Raw genomic sequence first — 15,797 nt, 5'->3', positions numbered from 1 at the left:
ACCGTGATCACCCGCGACGAGCACGGCATCCCGTACCTGCGCGGCAGAGACGTCCTCGAGCTCGCCGCCGTGCAGGGCGAGGCGACGGCGCACGACCGCGGATGGCAGATCGAGGTCGACCGGCGCCGCGCCGAGGGCACGCTCTCGGCGCTCATCGGCCCGGCCGGGCTCGACTGGGACGTGTTCGCCCGACGCGCCCGGCTCGACGACACGGCTCGTCGCGCGTTCGCGGCCCTCGGCGACGAGGACCGCGCGTTCGTGCGGGCCTACGTCGACGGCGTGCGTCGGGGCATGCGCGAGGGTGGCACCGGCGCCGGTGCCCGCTCCGGCGGGGCGGCGGTCGAGTTCGGCGAGCTCGACGCCCGCTTCGGCGAGCGCGCACCCCTCGACGACTGGCCCGAGCACGCGCCGCTCGGCATCCTGCACGTGGCGCACGCGCTGTTCTCGTCGTTCCCGAGCCTGCTCTTCGGCGAGCACGTCGCGCGGACCCTCGGCGACGACTGGGTCGACCTGCTGACGGGCGCGGACGCCGCCGAGCCCTCGTCGGGCAGCAACGGGTGGGCGGTGCACGGCTCGCTGACCGAGTCGGGGTTCCCGATGCTCGCGGGCGACCCGCATCGGCTGTTCGAGCTGCCGGGGGTCTACCAGCAGGTCGGCCTCGCCTGCGACGAGTTCGACGTCATCGGCCTCGCGTTCCCGGGCGTGCCCGGGGTCGCGCACTTCGGGCACACCGGGCACGCGGCGTGGGGCGTCACGAACGCGCTGGCGCACAGCGTCGACGTGTTCCGAGAGCGGCTGCGCCGCGTCCCCGACTCCCCCGCCGCCCCCGACGCCGGTCGAGTAGGCGCGCCAGCGCCGTATCGAGACCCCGCCGACGCTGCCGCCTCGGGCACGCCGCACTACGAGGCCCTCGGCCCTGACGGCTGGCGCGCGGCATCCGTCGAGCACTCGACCATCCACGTGCGCGGCGCCGCCCCGGTCGAGGTCGAGGCGATCGAGACCGAGCGCGGCACCGTCGTCACCGACCTGTCGCCCCTGGCCGACGGCGAGTTCGAGGCCTGGAGCGTGCGGATGCCGGCGCGCGCCGACCGCGACCTCGGATTCGCCGCGCTGCTGCCGTTGCTGCGCGCCCGCTCGGCGGCCGACGTCGTCACGGCGTTCGACCGCTGGGTCGACCCGGTGAACCGCGTGCTCGCCGCGGACCGGCAGGGCACCGTGCTCTCGGCGACCGTCGGCCGCGCGCCCGATCGCACGCGCGCCGAGCGTCGCCTGCCCCTCGATGGCCGGCTCACCCGTGCGGTCGGGGATCGACGGATGCCGCCGGCCACGCCCGTCGACACGATCGCCGTGGATGCGAACGAGCGCCCGACACGCTCCGACGCGGATCTCGGGCGCGCGTACGCCCCGCCGCACCGCGCCCGCCGCATTCGCGAGCTGCTCGACGAAGGCCGACCCGGATCGGTCGACGACCTCACGCGGATCTGGGGCGATGCACTCCTCGGCGGACTCGACGACTGGTTCGCGCTCCTGCAGGCGGCGGATGGCGCGGCCGCGACGCCCGATGCAGGCGCCGCGCTCGACGAACTCCGCGCGTGGGACGGCGTCATGCACGCCGACTCCGCGGGGGCCGCGCGCTTCGCCGCCTTCCGCGAGGAGCTCGTGGCCCGCGTCGCCGCCCTGCCCGAGCTCGCACGCCTGCACGACCCGCATCCGTTCGGCGCGATCTACGACCCGTGGATGGGCGCCCGTGGCCGTATCGCCGCCGCCCTGCCCGGGCTCCTGCACGCTCCCGTCCTTGCCGCCCACCGTGACGCGCTCGTGCGCGACGCCCTGAGCGGGGCCGCCGCACGCCCGGCCGAGACCTGGGGCGACGAACATCGACTGCTCCCCCTGCACGTTTTCGCGGACATCGACGGCGTCGCGGACCCGGGCCGCGACCTCGACGCCCCGCTCGGCGGCGAAGGCGAGTCCGTGCGCTGCACCGGATCCACGCCCGGCGTCACCCGCCGCAGCTGGCGCGGCTCGGTCGCGCGCTGGGCGTGGGATCTCGGGGATCGCGACCGCAGCCGCTGGAGCGTGCCCTTCGGCGCCTCCGGCGACCCCGCCTCGCCGCACTTCGCCGACCAGCTCGCCGACTGGGTCGCCGCCGATCCCCCGCCGGTCGGCCCGCCGCCGGTCGGCCCGCCGCCGGTCGAGTAGCGCGAATCGCGTATCGAGACCAGCACCCACCAGCGCCCGCCACCGACATCCGCTCACCACCGAATCGAGCCGAGCATGACCGAGACCACCAGCACGACGACCGCCACCACCGATCGCCTCGCGACCGGCCGGCCCGGCGACCTCGTGCACACCGCCCACGACCCCGCCCTCGGCACGATCGAGGTCTTCGTGCTCGACCCCGACGCGCACCTCGACGTGATCCATGCGTGGGTAACGCAGCCGCGGGCGAGGTTCTGGGGGCTCGGCGAGCTCTCTCGGCAGGAGCTGCGCGACCTCTACGCCTACGTCGACGGGCTCGAGACCCACCACGCGTTCCTGGTCTTCCGCGACGGCACGCCCGTCGTGCTGCTGCAGACCTACGAGCCCGAGCACGACCCGATCGGCGAGTGCTACATCGTCGAGCCGGGCGACGTCGGGCTGCACGTCTTCATCGGCGACCGTGGCGCACCGATCGACGCCTTCACGACCCGCATCTCACGCGTGCTCGGCGACTTCCTCTTCGCCTCACCCGGCGCGCAGCGAATCGTCATCGAACCCGACGTCGACAACGAGGCCGCCGTGCAGCGCATGGTGCGCACCGGGTTCGAGCCGGGCCCGATCATCGACCTGCCGACCAAGCGCGGACAGCTCGCGTTCCTCTCCCGCGAGCGCTGGAGCCCCAGCTAACCGGCGAACGACGACCAGGTCGACAGCACGAGGATGACCACGTAGACCTGCGCGACCACGCCGGCGATCGCGAGGAAGGCGATGAACAGCACCGAGATCGTCAGCACGGTGATGCGCTCGAGCCAGTCGAACGCGCCGACCCGGCCCTCGTGCGTCGGCAGGAGGCCGGCGGAGCCGCGAAGCATTCGCCCCGAGTACCAGAACGGCACGACCATCGCCAGGGCGAGCGTGCCGAACATCGGCAGCGACGAATCCACGAAGGTCAGGCAGAAGAGGATCAGGGCGACGATGGGCAGCCCGACGGCGATGAACAGTTGACCGTGCCCGGCCCACCAGACCCCGCGTTGGAACCGGTCGAGGTCCCCCGGCGGGCGGCGGCGGTACCACCGGGGTTTCAGGGCCTGCTCGTCCGAGTCGACCGCGGGGGCGTCGGCGTCGAGGGCGTCGATTCCGTCTTCGGCCGCGGCATCCGCGGCAGCGCCGGCATTGACCATGGGTCGACCTCCTCGGCATCGAGCATGGCATGCTCGCGACCGACGGCCCGGCGCGGCATCCGCATGTTCCACACCGACCGCACCGTGACCGCCCTTCGCGCCGCGAGCGCGACATAGGCTGGACACTCAGCTTCACTCTGCTCTCCCCTCCCCGCTCGACCCCGAAGGAGTCCGCCGTGCGCACCGTCCACGCCTACGCCGCCCCGTCCGCCACCGAGCCGCTCGTCGCCACGACGATCGAACGACGCGATGTGGGCCCGAGCGACGTGCTCATCGCGATCCGCTACGCCGGCGTCTGCCACTCCGACATCCACACCGTGCGCGGCGACTGGGGACGGATCGCCTACCCGCAGGTCGTCGGTCACGAGATCGTCGGCGAGGTCGTCGAGGTCGGGGCGGATGTCTCGAAGCACGCCGTCGGCGACCGGGTCGGCGTCGGCTGCATGGTGAACTCGTGCCGCGAGTGCGAGAACTGCAAGGCCGGCATGGAGAACTACTGCCTGAAGGGCAACACCCAGACCTACGCCGCCCGCGACCGCGACGGCTCGATCACGCAGGGCGGCTACTCGACCCACATCGTGGTCGACGAGGACTTCGTGCTGAAGGTGCCCGCCGCGATCCCCTACGAGGCCGCGGCTCCACTGCTCTGCGCCGGCATCACGACCTACTCGCCGCTCGCACACTGGAATGCGGGCCCCGGCAAGCGCGTCGCCGTCGTCGGCCTCGGCGGACTCGGCCACATGGCCGTCAAGATCGCCGCCGCCATGGGCGCCGAGGTGACGGTGCTGTCGCAGACGCTCTCCAAGCGTGAGGACGGCCTGCGATTCGGCGCGACCGACTACTTGGCCACGAGCGACGACGCGACGTGGACCGAACTCGCAAACCGCTTCGACCTCGTCATCAACACGGTCAGCGCACCGATCGACCTGCGCAAGTACCTCTCGCTACTCGCGCTCGACGGCACGTTCGTGAGCGTCGGCGCCCCGGCCGAGCCGCTGCCCGTGCACGTGTTCACGCTCTTCGGCAACCGCCGCTCCTTCGCGGGCTCGAGCATCGGCAGCATCGGCGAGACCCAGGAGATGCTCGACTTCTGCGCCGAGCACGGCATCGCCCCCGAGATCGAGCTCATCTCGGCCGACCAGATCAACGACGCCTACGAGCGCGTGCTCTCGAGCGACGTGCGCTACCGCTTCGTGATCGACGCCGAGACCCTCGCCGGCTAGCTCCGAGCGGCGGCGGATGCCGCGGCGCGCGCCTCCGCGGAAGCGGCCGCCCGCGGTATCCGCGACGTCGAGCTAGGCCCAGAGCGGCCGAGAAGGCACCGTTTCCCAGGGCCAGTTCGATGGAGCATCCGCGTCGACGACCTTGTACGCCGGTGCGCCGCGAATGGAGAGCCCCCAGAACCTGGTCCTCCCGCATGCTTCGCACAGGAGGAAGCTCACGATCGTGTAGGTCAGGTCGGACACGGCCAGTGCGAGCATGTCCTCGAGCGGGACATCGCCCCGCAAGTACCGCATACGCCCGCTCTCGACGCGTCCTTGAAGCGCCTCGGACGTCTTCGCGATGTCGACATCGTGGGGCGGCGTGCCCCCGTTGCGCACCAAGGCCGTATCGCATGTTGCGCAGACCGTCTCCATGCCACCACCGTAGGCGAAACGCCCGACCTCGAGCGCGAGCGCTGCGGTCTCAGCGCTCCGACTGCCCGAGAGATTCGCGTGCGGCCCTCGCGCGCGCCTTGATCGCCAGGATGACGTCGGTCTTGGCGTCGGCGTAGTCGTTCATGTCGTCCCATCGCCTGCTCAGTAGCATCCGCTTGGTGCGTTCGTAGAGGGCTCGGTCGTCCGCATCGGAGCGCAGGTGGTCGCGGAGCAGGAGGTATTCGGCCACCGCAGGATCGTGGCGTTCGAAGAGGTGCACGTGCACGTCCCGCTCCGGCGTGCGCACGAGGCGATGTCCGGGCTCGCGAACCCGCAGCTCGTATCCCGCCGCCAGCAGTGCGTCGAGGTAGTCCTCCTCGGCGGTGATGTCGTCGACCGTGACCACGATGTCGATGATCGGCTTCGCCGCCAGTCCGGGAACCGAGGTGGAGCCGATGTGCTCGATCTCGACGTCCGTGGCGGCAAGCGCGTCGAGGATCCGCCGCCGGTGGTCGAGGTACATGCCAGGCCAGCGCTCGTCGTACTCGTGGAGTTCGACCACGAGTCGCTCGGGACCCCCGACGAGGTCGAGCGTCGAGACATCCGGTCGGCGCGGTTTTCGGCTCTGAGTCACCCCACCATCGTCCCAGCGCCACGCCGACCGCGCTCCTCGAGGGGTCACGATCAGTCGCCATCGCGCGGCCGGATGCAGCACAAGACGACCACTCGCGAACCCACGGCGGCGCGTCCGGGCATCCGTCGCGCGCTCAGGCGGTCGCAGCCGGCGCGCCCGCCGCAGGATCTGCACCAGCCCGCCGCCACCGGATGAACGGCAGCGCCGAGAGCACGCAGCTGACGGCCGGCACGATCGTGAGCGCGATGAACACGGTCTGCTGCATGTCGGGCGTCACGGTCACCCCGCGCTCGTAACCGGCGATCACCACGAACACGCCGAAGACGAGCACGGCGAGCGCGTTCATGATCTTCGACACGAACGTGAGCGACGCGAACGAGATGCCGTCGTTCCGCACGCCGAGTCGCCGCTCGGCGTCGTCGACCGAGTCGGCGATCATCGTCGCCTGGGTCACGAGGAACACCCCGAGCATGAGCCCGGTGAGGAAGATGAACACGAGCAGCACGGCGAGGTTCGCGAATCCGACGACGAACATCAGCAGGTAGAGGGCGGCCGCGACGAGCGAGCTCCACACCATCACGCGTCGCGCCGACATCCGGCGCAGCAGCAGCGGGCTCGTGAACGACGAGATCACCATGCCCAGGATGATCGCGGCGCCGACGAGCGTGAACGCGCCCTCGTCGCCGTAGGCGATCACGACGAAGAGGGCGCCTCCCGCCTGCACGATGAACCGTCCGAAGCCGAGCACCGAGGCGAGCAGCACGGTGAGCAGGGCCTTGTTCTTGAAGAGCGTCGTGACGAGCTGGCGAACGCTGAGGCCGTCGGATGCCGCAGCGGTCTCGCGCTCGCGCCCGAAGAAGAACGCGAGCAGGAACACCCCCATGCCGAGGAACGACGTGAGGAACACGGCGAGCGTCCACCCGCTGCCCGTGGTCTCGGGACCGAAGCTGAGGAGCTTCGCGAGCCAGGGCATGCCGAGCGTCGAGAGGCCGAGGGCGATCGACCCGAACGCGCGCACGCTGCCGATGACCCGCGTGCGCCGGTCGGGTTCGACGAAGGCCGATCCGATGAGCCCCCAGAACGGCACGTCGCACACGGTGTACGCGAGGCTCCAGAGGATGTACGTCACGCCGAAGAACGCGATCTTCGCGGGTTCGTCGACGTCGGGCACCGCGAACAGCAGCCCCGAGAGCACCGCGACCGGCGCCGCCGAGAACAGGATGTACGGCCGCAGCTTGCCCCACCGCGACCGGGTCATGTCGACGATGCTGCCCATCACGGGGTCGAGCACGGCGTCGATGAACTTCGACACGGTGATGATCACGGTCACGGCCGCGAGCCCGCCGGTGCTGATGCCGGCGTACTGCAGCAGGTACACGAGGATGAACGTCGACACCGTCGTGAGCACGAAGTTCTGCCCGAACCCCGCGGTGACGATGGCCCTCGCCTGCGTCTTCGGGGCGATCGTCGTCGCGGTGGCCTCGCTCATGCGCGTGCGTCCAATCGGATGGTCTTGATCTCGAAGGGCCCGAACTCGAGCTGGGCGAGGTCCACTCGATCGCCGAGTCCGGCCGGTCGTTCGAGCAGGTCGGTCTCGACGGCGGCGAACGCCGGTCGAGTAGCGGAGCGTATCGAGACCCCCGGAAGCGCCACCCGCAGCGCCGTGGTCGTCGCCCGCCCGAGGCTCTCGTAGAGCCGCAGCACGACTCCGTCGCCGTGCTCGGCTCGCTTCACGGTCTCGATGATCACGCCGGGGTCGTCGACGGATGCCGCGGACTCGAAGGGCGCGACATCCGTCACCTGCAGCGGGTTGTTCAGCCGGTACGCCTCGCGCACGACCTTCGCCAAGTCGCCGGAGGCGAACGGCGTGAACGCGTACGTGAAGCGATGGAGGCCGCGGTCGGCCGTCTTGTCGGGAAAGGTCGGCGCGCGCAGCAGGTTGAGGCTCAGCAGGCCGTTCTTGGCGCGGTGGCCGTACTTCGCATCGTTGAGCAGCGCGAACCCGCCGTCGGTGTCTTCGGTGGCGACCCACTTGTGCGCGCAGACCTCGAACTGGGCCTGCTCGACCGAGTCGCGTTCGGTCGTGACGCGCTCGAGGTGCCCGAACTGGATCTCGCAGCGCACGGTGTCGCCGTAGTGCGTCGGCCGGAACTCGGCGCGAAGCATGCGGTGCTTCTCGTGCCAGTCGACCTCGGTCTCGAAGCGCACCACGTCGCTGCCGGCCTCGAGCACGATCCGCTGGCGAACGGTCACCGCGCGCGAGCGGTACTCCTGCGTGCGCCACACGGTGGGGCCGTCCATGCCGGATTCCACATGCGACATACGCAGCACCCGCGTCGGCCGCTTCACGTAGTCGGGGTTGATGTCCCAGGCGTTGAAGGGCCAGACGTAGGGGTCGCGATGCACGACCAGGCGGTTGAGCCCGGCGCCCGCGTGCTCGGCGCCCTCGCCATCGCCGGCAGCGGCGCGGCACGACACGATCACGCCGTCGGCGTCGAAGCGCAGGGCGAGCACGCCGTTGCCCAGGCTCTCGTCGGTGAAGGCGAGGTCGGATGCCGCGTCGGCCGCCCGCAACTCGGCCGCGGCGTACGGCCCGACCTCCGCCCGAAACCAGCCGTCGCGCACCTTCACGACCTCGTCGCGCGGGTGGCTCGTGAGGTTGAGGGCCGTGCGCGGCGACCTGGTGGATGCACCCGGGGCCTCGCCCGCGGCATCCGCTCGCCCGTAACCATCTGAGCCGGAATCACCCTCGGCCCGCTGCGGCAACCGCCCGAGGAGCTCGGCCGCATACGCGTCGAGCTCGCCCTCGATGCGCTCGTAGGTCGCGATCGCCTCACGGTTCACGCGCGCGATCGACGACCCGGGGATGATGTCGTGGAACTGGTTCAGCAGCACCTCGCGCCAGTGGCCGGCGAGCACGGGCCGGTGGTCGTCGCCCGCGAGCACCGCGAGCGCCTCGACCTCGTGCAGCTTGCGCTCGACGAGCCGGTTGTGCCGCTTGATCTGCGCCTGCGTCGTGTAGGTGCCCTGGTGGGTCTCGAGGTAGAGCTCGCCGACGTGGGTGTGCGCGATGTCGCGCTGCTCGAGCCGGCGGAAGAAGTCGCCCGCCGTCGACATCCGCACCTTCGGCAGTCCGCGCAGGTCGCGCTCGCGATCGGTGAGCTCGTGGTGGATCTCGTTGGGGCCGCCGCCGCCGTCGCCGGAGCCGTACACGAGCAGGGCGGTCTCGAGCGCCTTCTCCGGATACCTCGCGAGGCCGGTCAGCAGGTTGTCGGCGCCCGCACGACTGTTGTAGTCGCCCTCGGGCGGCATGTGCACGAGCACGCTCGACCCGTCGATGCCCTGCCACGTGAACGTGCGGTGCGGGAAGTCGTTCGTCTTGTTCCACGCGAGCTTGATGGTCTGGAACCAGTCCATGCCGCTCTTCTTGAGGATCTGGGGCAGGTTGCCGTTGTAGCCGAAGGTGTCGGGCAGCCAGCACAGCCGCAGTTGCTCGTCGGTGAGCCCGAACTGCTCCTGCAGGTAGGCGCGGCCGACGAGCGCCTGGCGCACGAGCGACTCCCCCGACGGCAGGTTGGTGTCGGGCTCGACCCAGAACGACCCCTGCAGTTCCATGCGGCCGTCGGCGACGGCGGCCTTCATGCGGTCGAAGAGGGCCGGATGCTCCTGCTGCATCCAGTGCATCTGCTGCGGCTGGCTCGTGCCGTACACGTAGTCGGGCCGGCGTTCGAGGGCGTTCATCGCGCGCACGTACGTGCGCGCCGACTTGCGGTGCGTCTCGCGGAGCGGCCAGAGCCACGCCATGTCGAGGTGGCCGTGGCCGACGGCGTCGTACGTGAACTGGCTCGTCGAGGGCGCGGCGAGCGCCGGGGCGAGCGCCGCCCGCGCCGCGGTGACATCGCCGGAACGGAACGCGGCCCACGCCGCGGAGAGGGCGCGCCGCAGCTCGGCGGCCAGCACCGCGTCATCCGTCGCGTCCGCCAGCACGACGAGCGTCAAGTAGTCGTAATAGAGGGAGTACGCCTCGTCGTCGCGGGTCGCCAGGTGGGCCCCGTGATACCGACCGCGGCCGACCTCGTAGAGGATGAACCCGTTGTAGGCGACGTCGGCGTAGAACTCGACGGCTCCGTTCGCGAGGTCGACGCCCTGGATCGGGCGGAACCGACCGCCGCTGTGCGGGTGGTCGCCCTGCTGGAAGACCGTGCTCACCGAGTCGAGCAGCTCGCCCCCTGGCGAGTACACCGCACCCTCGCCGCGGATGCCGAGCAGCACCACCGGGCGCTCGACCCCGGCGGGCACCTCGCCCGTGATCCGCAGCCAGGCGCAGTCGAACACGCCGCCCCACGCCGAACCGGGCCGGATCGCTTCGAACCGCGATCGGTCGAGGTCGCCGAACGCGATCGGCTCGGGTGAGCGCACGATCTCGGCCTGCAGCGGTGCGACCCGGGTGTAGATGCGCTGACGGATGCCGCGGAGTCGCCGGTACTCGGCCGGCTGGCGCGCCGCGAGCCCGAACAGGAAATCGCCGAACCCCATGTGCCGCCTCCGATCGGGGCGATCACCTCGTGACCCGGCCGCGTCGGTGCGGCGCGATGGGGGTGTCGCCGCAGCAGTCTAGGTCACGCGGTCACGACGCTGAGCCTGGGTCGCGAACGGATGCCCGGGCGGGCGTCGCCTCCGAGCGCTCACGGACGCAGAGGCGTACGTTGGTTCCATGACCGATGACACGAGCACCGCAGTCGAATACATCGTCGAGCACGTCGACGGACCCCTGGCCGGAACGACCGACCGCCGCGTGCTCATCGACGGCGAGATCGATCAGCGCATCTCCACGGTCGCCGCCGTCCGCGGCGTCGAGTCGATCTTCTGGTACGTCGCGGGCGACGAGCGCACGGTCGGCGACGAGCGGTACGTGAAGTACCACTTCGACCCCTCCGAGAGCGACCCGGTGCAGTCCGATCCCGACGAGGAATCGCTCTGAGCGAGCCGCACTCCTAGCTCGACGTAATCCCTTCCGGTCCGGTGCCGGATGCCGCGACCGACCCCGGGTGCTCGTGACGAGCCCCGGGGTGGGTACCGTTGTCATGTGACACCTTCAGCTGCGGCATCCGATGCCTCCCTTCCCCACGTCGTGATCGTCGGCGGCGGATTCGCCGGGGTGAACGCGGCGAAGGCCCTCGCGAAGGCGCCCGTGCGCGTGACGCTCATCGACCGCCGGGTGTACAACACGTTCCAGCCGCTGCTCTACCAGGTCGCGACCGGGGGCCTGAACCCGGGCGATGTCACGCACTTCCTGCGGAGCCTCCGCATGCACCAGCCGAACCTCGACATCGTGCACGAGCACCTCATGGAGATCGACCCCGACGCCAGGTCGGTGCGCCTGCTCGACGGCAAGACGATCGACTACGACTACCTCGTGCTCGCGAACGGCGTGACCACGGCCTACTTCGGCACGCCGGGCGCCAAGGAGCATGCGTTCGCGGTGTACTCGCGTTCGCAGGCGATCCGCATCCGCGACACCCTGTTCACCCGGCTCGAGCTGGCCACCCAACAGGAGGGCCGCACCGACGGCCTGCATGTGGTCGTCGTCGGCGGCGGCGCGACCGGCGTCGAGATGGCCGGAGCCCTCGCGGAGCTCCGCGACCAGGGCCTGCGGCCCGCCTACCCCGAGCTCGACGGCGAGGCGTTCCGCATCACGATCGTGCAGCGCGGCGAGGAGCTGCTGAAGCCCTTCATCCCGAAGCTCCGCAGCTACGCGGCGAAGCAGCTCGTGCATCGCGACGTCGAGCTCTGCCTCGGCACGGGCGTCGCCGAGGTGCAGGAGCGGGCCGTGGTGCTCACCGATGGCCGGTCGATCCCCTCGGACATGACCATCTGGGCCACGGGCGTCGCCCCGCACGAAGAGGTGCAGTACTGGAGCCTCCCGCTCGACAAGCACGGCCGCATCCGGGTCGGCGAAGACCTGCAGGTCGTCGGCCTGCCGGGGGTCTTCGCGGCCGGTGACATCGCGATCGCCCCGCAGGACTTCCCGCAGCTCGCGCAGCCGGCCATCCAGGGCGGCCATCACATCGGCAAGCAGATCATCCGCATCCTCGCGGGCCGGCCCACCGAGCGCTTCGAGTACTACGACAAGGGCCAGCTCGCGATCATCGGGCGCCGTTCGGCGGTCGGCGAGATCCCCGGCATCGCGAACCTGCCGGTGCTGCACTCGATGAGCCTCCTCGGCCGCATGCCCGGATTCCGGCGCCTCATCGGGCTCACCGGCTACACCGCCTGGGCCGCCTGGCTGTTCGTGCACATCAACAGCCTGCTCGGATCGCGCAACCGGCTCAGCACGATGATCGGGCTCTGGGCCCGCTACGGATTCCGGCGCTGGCGCACGCCCGTTCCCATCGTCGGCGACGTGCCCGCCATCCGCCCCTCGAAGGCCGAGCGCCTGCGGCTCACGCCCGAGCAGCTGAAGGCGACCGAAGCGGCGCTCGAGTCGGATCGCGCCGACGAGGTCGTCAAGATCGAATCGCCCGCCGAGTCGAACGCCCCCGAGCCGGAGCCCGCCGCCGAGCCGGTCGAGTAGCGAAGCGTATCGAGACCAGCGCCGCCGAGCCGGTCGAGTAGCGAAGCGTATCGAGACCAGCGCCGCCGCGCATCCCGCCGAGCCCGCCCGCCCGCTCAGAGCACCGGCCGCCCGATGCGGCTCGACAGCGCGGTGCCCGCGAGCACACCGAGCGAGATCGAGACCATCGTCGCGAGCGTCGTGATGAGCGAGCTCGATCCGGTGGCCTCGCCCCCGAGCACCGTTGCGACGCCCACGAGCCCGAGCGCGCCGGGAACGAGCAGCCAGAACGCCGGCAGGAAGCTGACGAGCGCCGCCGGCCCTGACCGCTGCCTGGCGACGATCGCCGTCACGGGCGTGACCACGAGCGCGCCGATGAGCGCCGAGAGCACGCCGCCGAAGAACACCGCCCCGAGCACCTGGGCGCCGTAGGCGACGTAGAGCACCACGAGGATCCAGCCGAGCGAGCGCCTCGGCCCGCACTGGTACACGACGATGCCCACGCCGAACAGGGCGACGGCGATCCACGGCGCGATGACGCCGAGCGTCGATGCCGAACCCGTCGCCGCGAGCGCCGGGATGCCGATCAGGGCGCCCGCCGCGACGATGCCGACGCCGAGCAGCACGAGCTGCATCGCGCCCGCGGCGAGGCGTCCGGCGCCCGAGAGCATCTGGCCGGTCGCGAGCTCGATCGAGCCGACCGTGAGCAGGGCGCCGGGCAGCAGCACCACGAGGGGGGCGATGAGGGCGGGCAGCACGCCGGAGTCGAGCCCGAGGCGCAGGCCGAGCAGCACGATGATCGCCACCGAGAACGCGATGGCGACGGTGAGCAGCGCCCGGTACCGGCCAGAGAGCCGCTCGCCGACGAGCAGCACGGTGCCGACGCCCGCTCCGAGCACGCCCGCGAACACCACACCGGTCCATGAGGCGCCGAGCAGCACGGCGAGTCCGGCGCTCAGCAGCACGTATGCCGCACCGCGCTGCACCGGCGAGTACGGCCGCGGCAGCTCGCGCATGCGGCGGACGCGCTCCCGTGTCTCTTCGGGCGCGACCGACCCCGATCGCGCGTCGTCGACGATGTGCTGCAGGTCATCGACCTGGTGCAGCAGCAGCGACCGCTCGCCGCTGGCGACCGCCCCGGTGCTCATCGCTCCGACGCCCCGCGCCGACACCAGCAGGGCGGTCGGGAACACCACGATCTCGGTTTCGGCGAGGCCGTTCACCTCGGCGACCTCGATCAACGTCTGCCGAACCGTCGTGACCGAGTAGCCGGCATCCGTCATCGCCGCGCCGATGTCCTCCATGGCCGCCAGGGTCGCCGGCGCGTCGACGTCATGCTCGGCACCGGCCGACGAGCTCGGCACGACGGATGCCGCGACGCCCGCCCCGATCACGTCGCCGCCATCCGGGCCACCGGCCGTCTCGGCATCCGCTCCCCTGCGCCGGACCAACAGCAGGATGCCCGCCGCGACGACGAGCACGAATGCCGCGATCACCCACGACACCACCGACGTCGTCGGGTCGGCGGCGGCGGGCGGAACGGCGGGCACCACCGTCGGCACCGGGGTCTCGGTGGGCGCCTCGGTCGGCTCGGGAGTCTCGACCGGCTCCACCGTCTCAGGTGGCACGGTGGGCGCCTCGGTCGGCTCGCCGGTCGGCTCCTCGGTCGGATCGGGCTCGGGGGTCGGCGGCGGCCCGGCGGTCTCGGTCGGCTCGGGGGTGGGCGTCGGCGTGGGCGTCTCGCTCTCGTCCGACTCCGGGACGACCGGCAGCGGCTCGCCCCACACCCGCAACGGTGCGGTCGCGACTCGTGCCGTCGTGACATCCGCAGCACTGGGAACGGATGCCGCGGCTACCGTGGGCGTCGCGAGCAGGGCGGATGCCGCGCCCCCGCCGAGCGCGAACGCGAGCACCGCGACCGTGGCCGCGCCCGTCACCCCGCGAGCGGATGCCGCGCGCCACGCACGCTCCGCGCTGCCCGAGCGGACCCCCACGCTGCCCCCGATCCGCCGCGCCCCCGCACGCCTCGCCCCCAGCGTAGGACCGGCGCCCGCCGCACGCACGCGTCTGCGCCTGCTTCGCGAGCGCAGAAGAGGGCGCTACCGGGTTTCGCCGACGGCTGCGTGGAAAGGTGCGTCAGCCGACCAGGCCTGCGGAACCCATCACGCGATCCGGTGCGATCCGGATGACCACCCGCTTCGGATTCACGCGGGGCTGCCGGTAGCGCTGCGCATACAGCTCGACCGCGTGCGCCACCGCGGCGGGGTCGCGTTCGATGACCGCCTCACCGGCGATGCTCAGCCACTGCGGCCCGGAGACCTGCCCCACGGTGGCGCGCCCATCGCGCTCGACGTTGCGCACCTTCTGGCTGCCGTCGCTCGTGATGATGCGCACGACGCCCGCATCGACCGTGTAGCCGACCGCAACGACGTGGATGCCACCGTCGCGACCGATCGTCGAGAGCGTCGCGAGGTGGGAATCCGAGACGAAGCGGCGCCCGTCATCGGTGAGTGAGTCGATCGATGCCATGGGTCAATCCTGCCCGCCTCGCCGTCGGGTCAGCGCATCGTGTCCAGTGTCGCCAGCAACTGCGTGTGAGTGTCCGCATCCGCGGCCGCGATCATGCCGTGCTCCCCCGTGTGCAGGTCACCGCCGGCCAGGTTGGTGACGACCGCGCCGGCCGCACGGCACAACGCGATCCCGGCGGCCCAGTGCACGCTGTCTCGAAGGTCTCCGCCGGTGATGTAGCCGGCGTGCTGCCCGGCGGCGACCCATGCGAGCGCCAGCGTCGTCGAGAGGCACCGCGGACTGAACCGTGCGCGGAACGTCTCGTCGAACAGCAGCCGGCTGCCGATCGGACCCGGGTCGGGACCCTCGAGGTTGACCGTGACCAGGCGCGACGACGAGGACGGTGCGATGCGATGCCCAGGCTCGGCGCCCTGATCTTCGGCCCGCTCGGCCCGCTCGGCCCGCTCGGCCTGCCAGGCGTGGACGCCGTCGGTCCAGAGCACCCGCCCAGCAGGGGGGTCTGCGACCGCTGCAGCCGCGGTGACGCCGTCGACGTCCAGAGCCACATTGACGGCGAACAGCGGCACGCCCGCTGAGTAGTTGAGGGTGCCGCAGATGGGGTCCACGAGCCAGCGACGGGACGAATCGCCGCTCGCCCCGAGCTCCTCGCCGAGGATGCCGTCGTCTGGTCGATACCTCGTGAGCACCGCGCGGATCGCCCGCTCCGCCTCGATGTCGGCCTCCGTCGTGAAGTCGGGGCCCGCATGTTCGATGCGGCGATGCTCGGAGCCGAACCTGGCGCGCGCGATCGCCGCCCCCGCTCGGGCCGCGCGCACCGCGACATCCGCGTCGGAGAGAACCGGCTCGACCAGCATCACCCAAGTCAACCAGTACGGGACCGCGTCATGCCGGGCAAGAGAAAACGGCCCGGATCTCATCGAGATCCGGGCCGTTCATCTTCTTGTGGGGAGTTAGCGATATCGGCCATGCCCAGCATGTAGGCGGCAGAGCGGGTGCCCGGTTTGTTAACATTCCATAACGGTCCATGGATTCTTCCGCCTCCCAAAGAAGTGCAGGCCCGGGGG

Annotated in this window: 13 protein-coding genes; 5 read left to right on the top strand and 8 right to left on the bottom strand. The window is 71.4% G+C overall.

Features of this window, described 5'->3' with window-relative positions; all coding sequences use genetic code 11:
- Positions 1–3: 3 nt before the first annotated feature.
- Complete coding sequence (locus tag ASE68_RS01005) at positions 4–2,199, top strand: penicillin acylase family protein (RefSeq protein ID WP_162238231.1); 2,196 nt, start codon at positions 4–6, stop codon at positions 2,197–2,199.
- 75 nt (positions 2,200–2,274) lie between these two features.
- Positions 2,275–2,886 carry a GNAT family N-acetyltransferase gene (locus ASE68_RS01000; protein ID WP_082461765.1) on the top strand — a complete coding sequence of 204 codons (612 nt, stop codon included), beginning with the start codon at positions 2,275–2,277 and terminating at the stop codon, positions 2,884–2,886.
- Here the strand turns inward: ASE68_RS01000 and ASE68_RS00995 are convergent.
- Positions 2,883–3,380: a hypothetical protein gene (locus ASE68_RS00995; protein ID WP_055854178.1), complete on the bottom strand. Its 498-nt coding sequence runs from the start codon at positions 3,378–3,380 to the stop codon at positions 2,883–2,885. The genes ASE68_RS01000 and ASE68_RS00995 overlap by 4 nt on opposite strands.
- A 176-nt stretch (positions 3,381–3,556) precedes the next feature.
- Between ASE68_RS00995 and ASE68_RS00990 the strand changes: the two genes are divergently transcribed.
- Entirely contained in the window at positions 3,557–4,603 is a 1,047-nt protein-coding gene (locus ASE68_RS00990; RefSeq protein WP_055854175.1) for an NAD(P)-dependent alcohol dehydrogenase, read from the top strand.
- Positions 4,604–4,675: 72 nt separating this feature from the next.
- On the opposite strand, the gene ASE68_RS00985 is transcribed toward ASE68_RS00990, so the two are convergent.
- The 4 genes from ASE68_RS00985 to ASE68_RS00970 form a co-directional block, all read right to left on the bottom strand.
- Positions 4,676–5,017, bottom strand: coding sequence for a hypothetical protein (locus ASE68_RS00985; RefSeq protein WP_055854172.1), 342 nt, complete (start codon positions 5,015–5,017; stop codon positions 4,676–4,678).
- A 49-nt stretch (positions 5,018–5,066) separates the two neighbouring features.
- Positions 5,067–5,651 (bottom strand): GrpB family protein, encoded by a 585-nt coding sequence (locus ASE68_RS00980; protein WP_055854169.1) that lies wholly within the window; start codon positions 5,649–5,651, stop codon positions 5,067–5,069.
- 133 nt (positions 5,652–5,784) lie between these two features.
- Positions 5,785–7,140: an MFS transporter gene (locus ASE68_RS00975; protein ID WP_055854165.1), complete on the bottom strand. Its 1,356-nt coding sequence runs from the start codon at positions 7,138–7,140 to the stop codon at positions 5,785–5,787.
- On the bottom strand, positions 7,137–10,187 hold the full coding sequence (locus ASE68_RS00970) for a glycoside hydrolase family 38 C-terminal domain-containing protein (protein ID WP_055854162.1): 3,051 nt from the start codon (positions 10,185–10,187) through the stop codon (positions 7,137–7,139). Before ASE68_RS00970 ends, ASE68_RS00975 begins: the two co-directional genes overlap by 4 nt.
- A gap of 178 nt (positions 10,188–10,365) precedes the next feature.
- On the opposite strand from ASE68_RS00970, the gene ASE68_RS00965 reads away from it, so the two are divergent.
- Both ASE68_RS00965 and ASE68_RS00960 read left to right on the top strand, forming a co-directional pair.
- Entirely contained in the window at positions 10,366–10,632 is a 267-nt protein-coding gene (locus ASE68_RS00965; protein ID WP_055854158.1) for a hypothetical protein, read from the top strand.
- A 105-nt stretch (positions 10,633–10,737) separates the two neighbouring features.
- Positions 10,738–12,225, top strand: a complete 1,488-nt coding sequence (locus ASE68_RS00960; protein WP_235480729.1) for an NAD(P)/FAD-dependent oxidoreductase — start codon at positions 10,738–10,740, stop codon at positions 12,223–12,225.
- Positions 12,226–12,320: 95 nt separating this feature from the next.
- On the opposite strand, the gene ASE68_RS00955 is transcribed toward ASE68_RS00960, so the two are convergent.
- From ASE68_RS00955 to ASE68_RS00945, 3 genes are all read right to left on the bottom strand, one after another.
- Positions 12,321–14,198, bottom strand: coding sequence for a threonine/serine exporter ThrE family protein (locus ASE68_RS00955; protein ID WP_157421483.1), 1,878 nt, complete (start codon positions 14,196–14,198; stop codon positions 12,321–12,323).
- Positions 14,199–14,340: 142 nt separating this feature from the next.
- Positions 14,341–14,733: a PPOX class F420-dependent oxidoreductase gene (locus ASE68_RS00950; RefSeq protein WP_055854153.1), complete on the bottom strand. Its 393-nt coding sequence runs from the start codon at positions 14,731–14,733 to the stop codon at positions 14,341–14,343.
- 29 nt (positions 14,734–14,762) lie between these two features.
- Positions 14,763–15,587, bottom strand: a complete 825-nt coding sequence (locus ASE68_RS00945) for an inositol monophosphatase family protein (protein WP_055854150.1) — start codon at positions 15,585–15,587, stop codon at positions 14,763–14,765.
- Between the last annotated feature and the right edge of the window lie 210 nt (positions 15,588–15,797).

This window comes from Agromyces sp. Leaf222 (assembly GCF_001421565.1).
Classification (GTDB): Bacteria; Actinomycetota; Actinomycetes; order Actinomycetales; family Microbacteriaceae; genus Agromyces.
The sequence above is the reverse complement of the archived record's forward strand: the minus strand, read 5'-3'. Positions and strand labels throughout refer to the sequence as shown.

Coding starts and splice junctions, on each gene's coding strand:
- ASE68_RS01000 (WP_082461765.1), top strand. CDS start 2,275: ATGACCGAGACCACCAGCACGACGACCGCCACCACCGATCGCCTCGCG.
- ASE68_RS00995 (WP_055854178.1), bottom strand. CDS start 3,380: ATGGTCAATGCCGGCGCTGCCGCGGATGCCGCGGCCGAAGACGGAATC.
- ASE68_RS00985 (WP_055854172.1), bottom strand. CDS start 5,017: ATGGAGACGGTCTGCGCAACATGCGATACGGCCTTGGTGCGCAACGGG.
- ASE68_RS00975 (WP_055854165.1), bottom strand. CDS start 7,140: ATGAGCGAGGCCACCGCGACGACGATCGCCCCGAAGACGCAGGCGAGG.
- ASE68_RS00970 (WP_055854162.1), bottom strand. CDS start 10,187: ATGGGGTTCGGCGATTTCCTGTTCGGGCTCGCGGCGCGCCAGCCGGCC.
- ASE68_RS00965 (WP_055854158.1), top strand. CDS start 10,366: ATGACCGATGACACGAGCACCGCAGTCGAATACATCGTCGAGCACGTC.
- ASE68_RS00950 (WP_055854153.1), bottom strand. CDS start 14,733: ATGGCATCGATCGACTCACTCACCGATGACGGGCGCCGCTTCGTCTCG.
- ASE68_RS00945 (WP_055854150.1), bottom strand. CDS start 15,587: ATGCTGGTCGAGCCGGTTCTCTCCGACGCGGATGTCGCGGTGCGCGCG.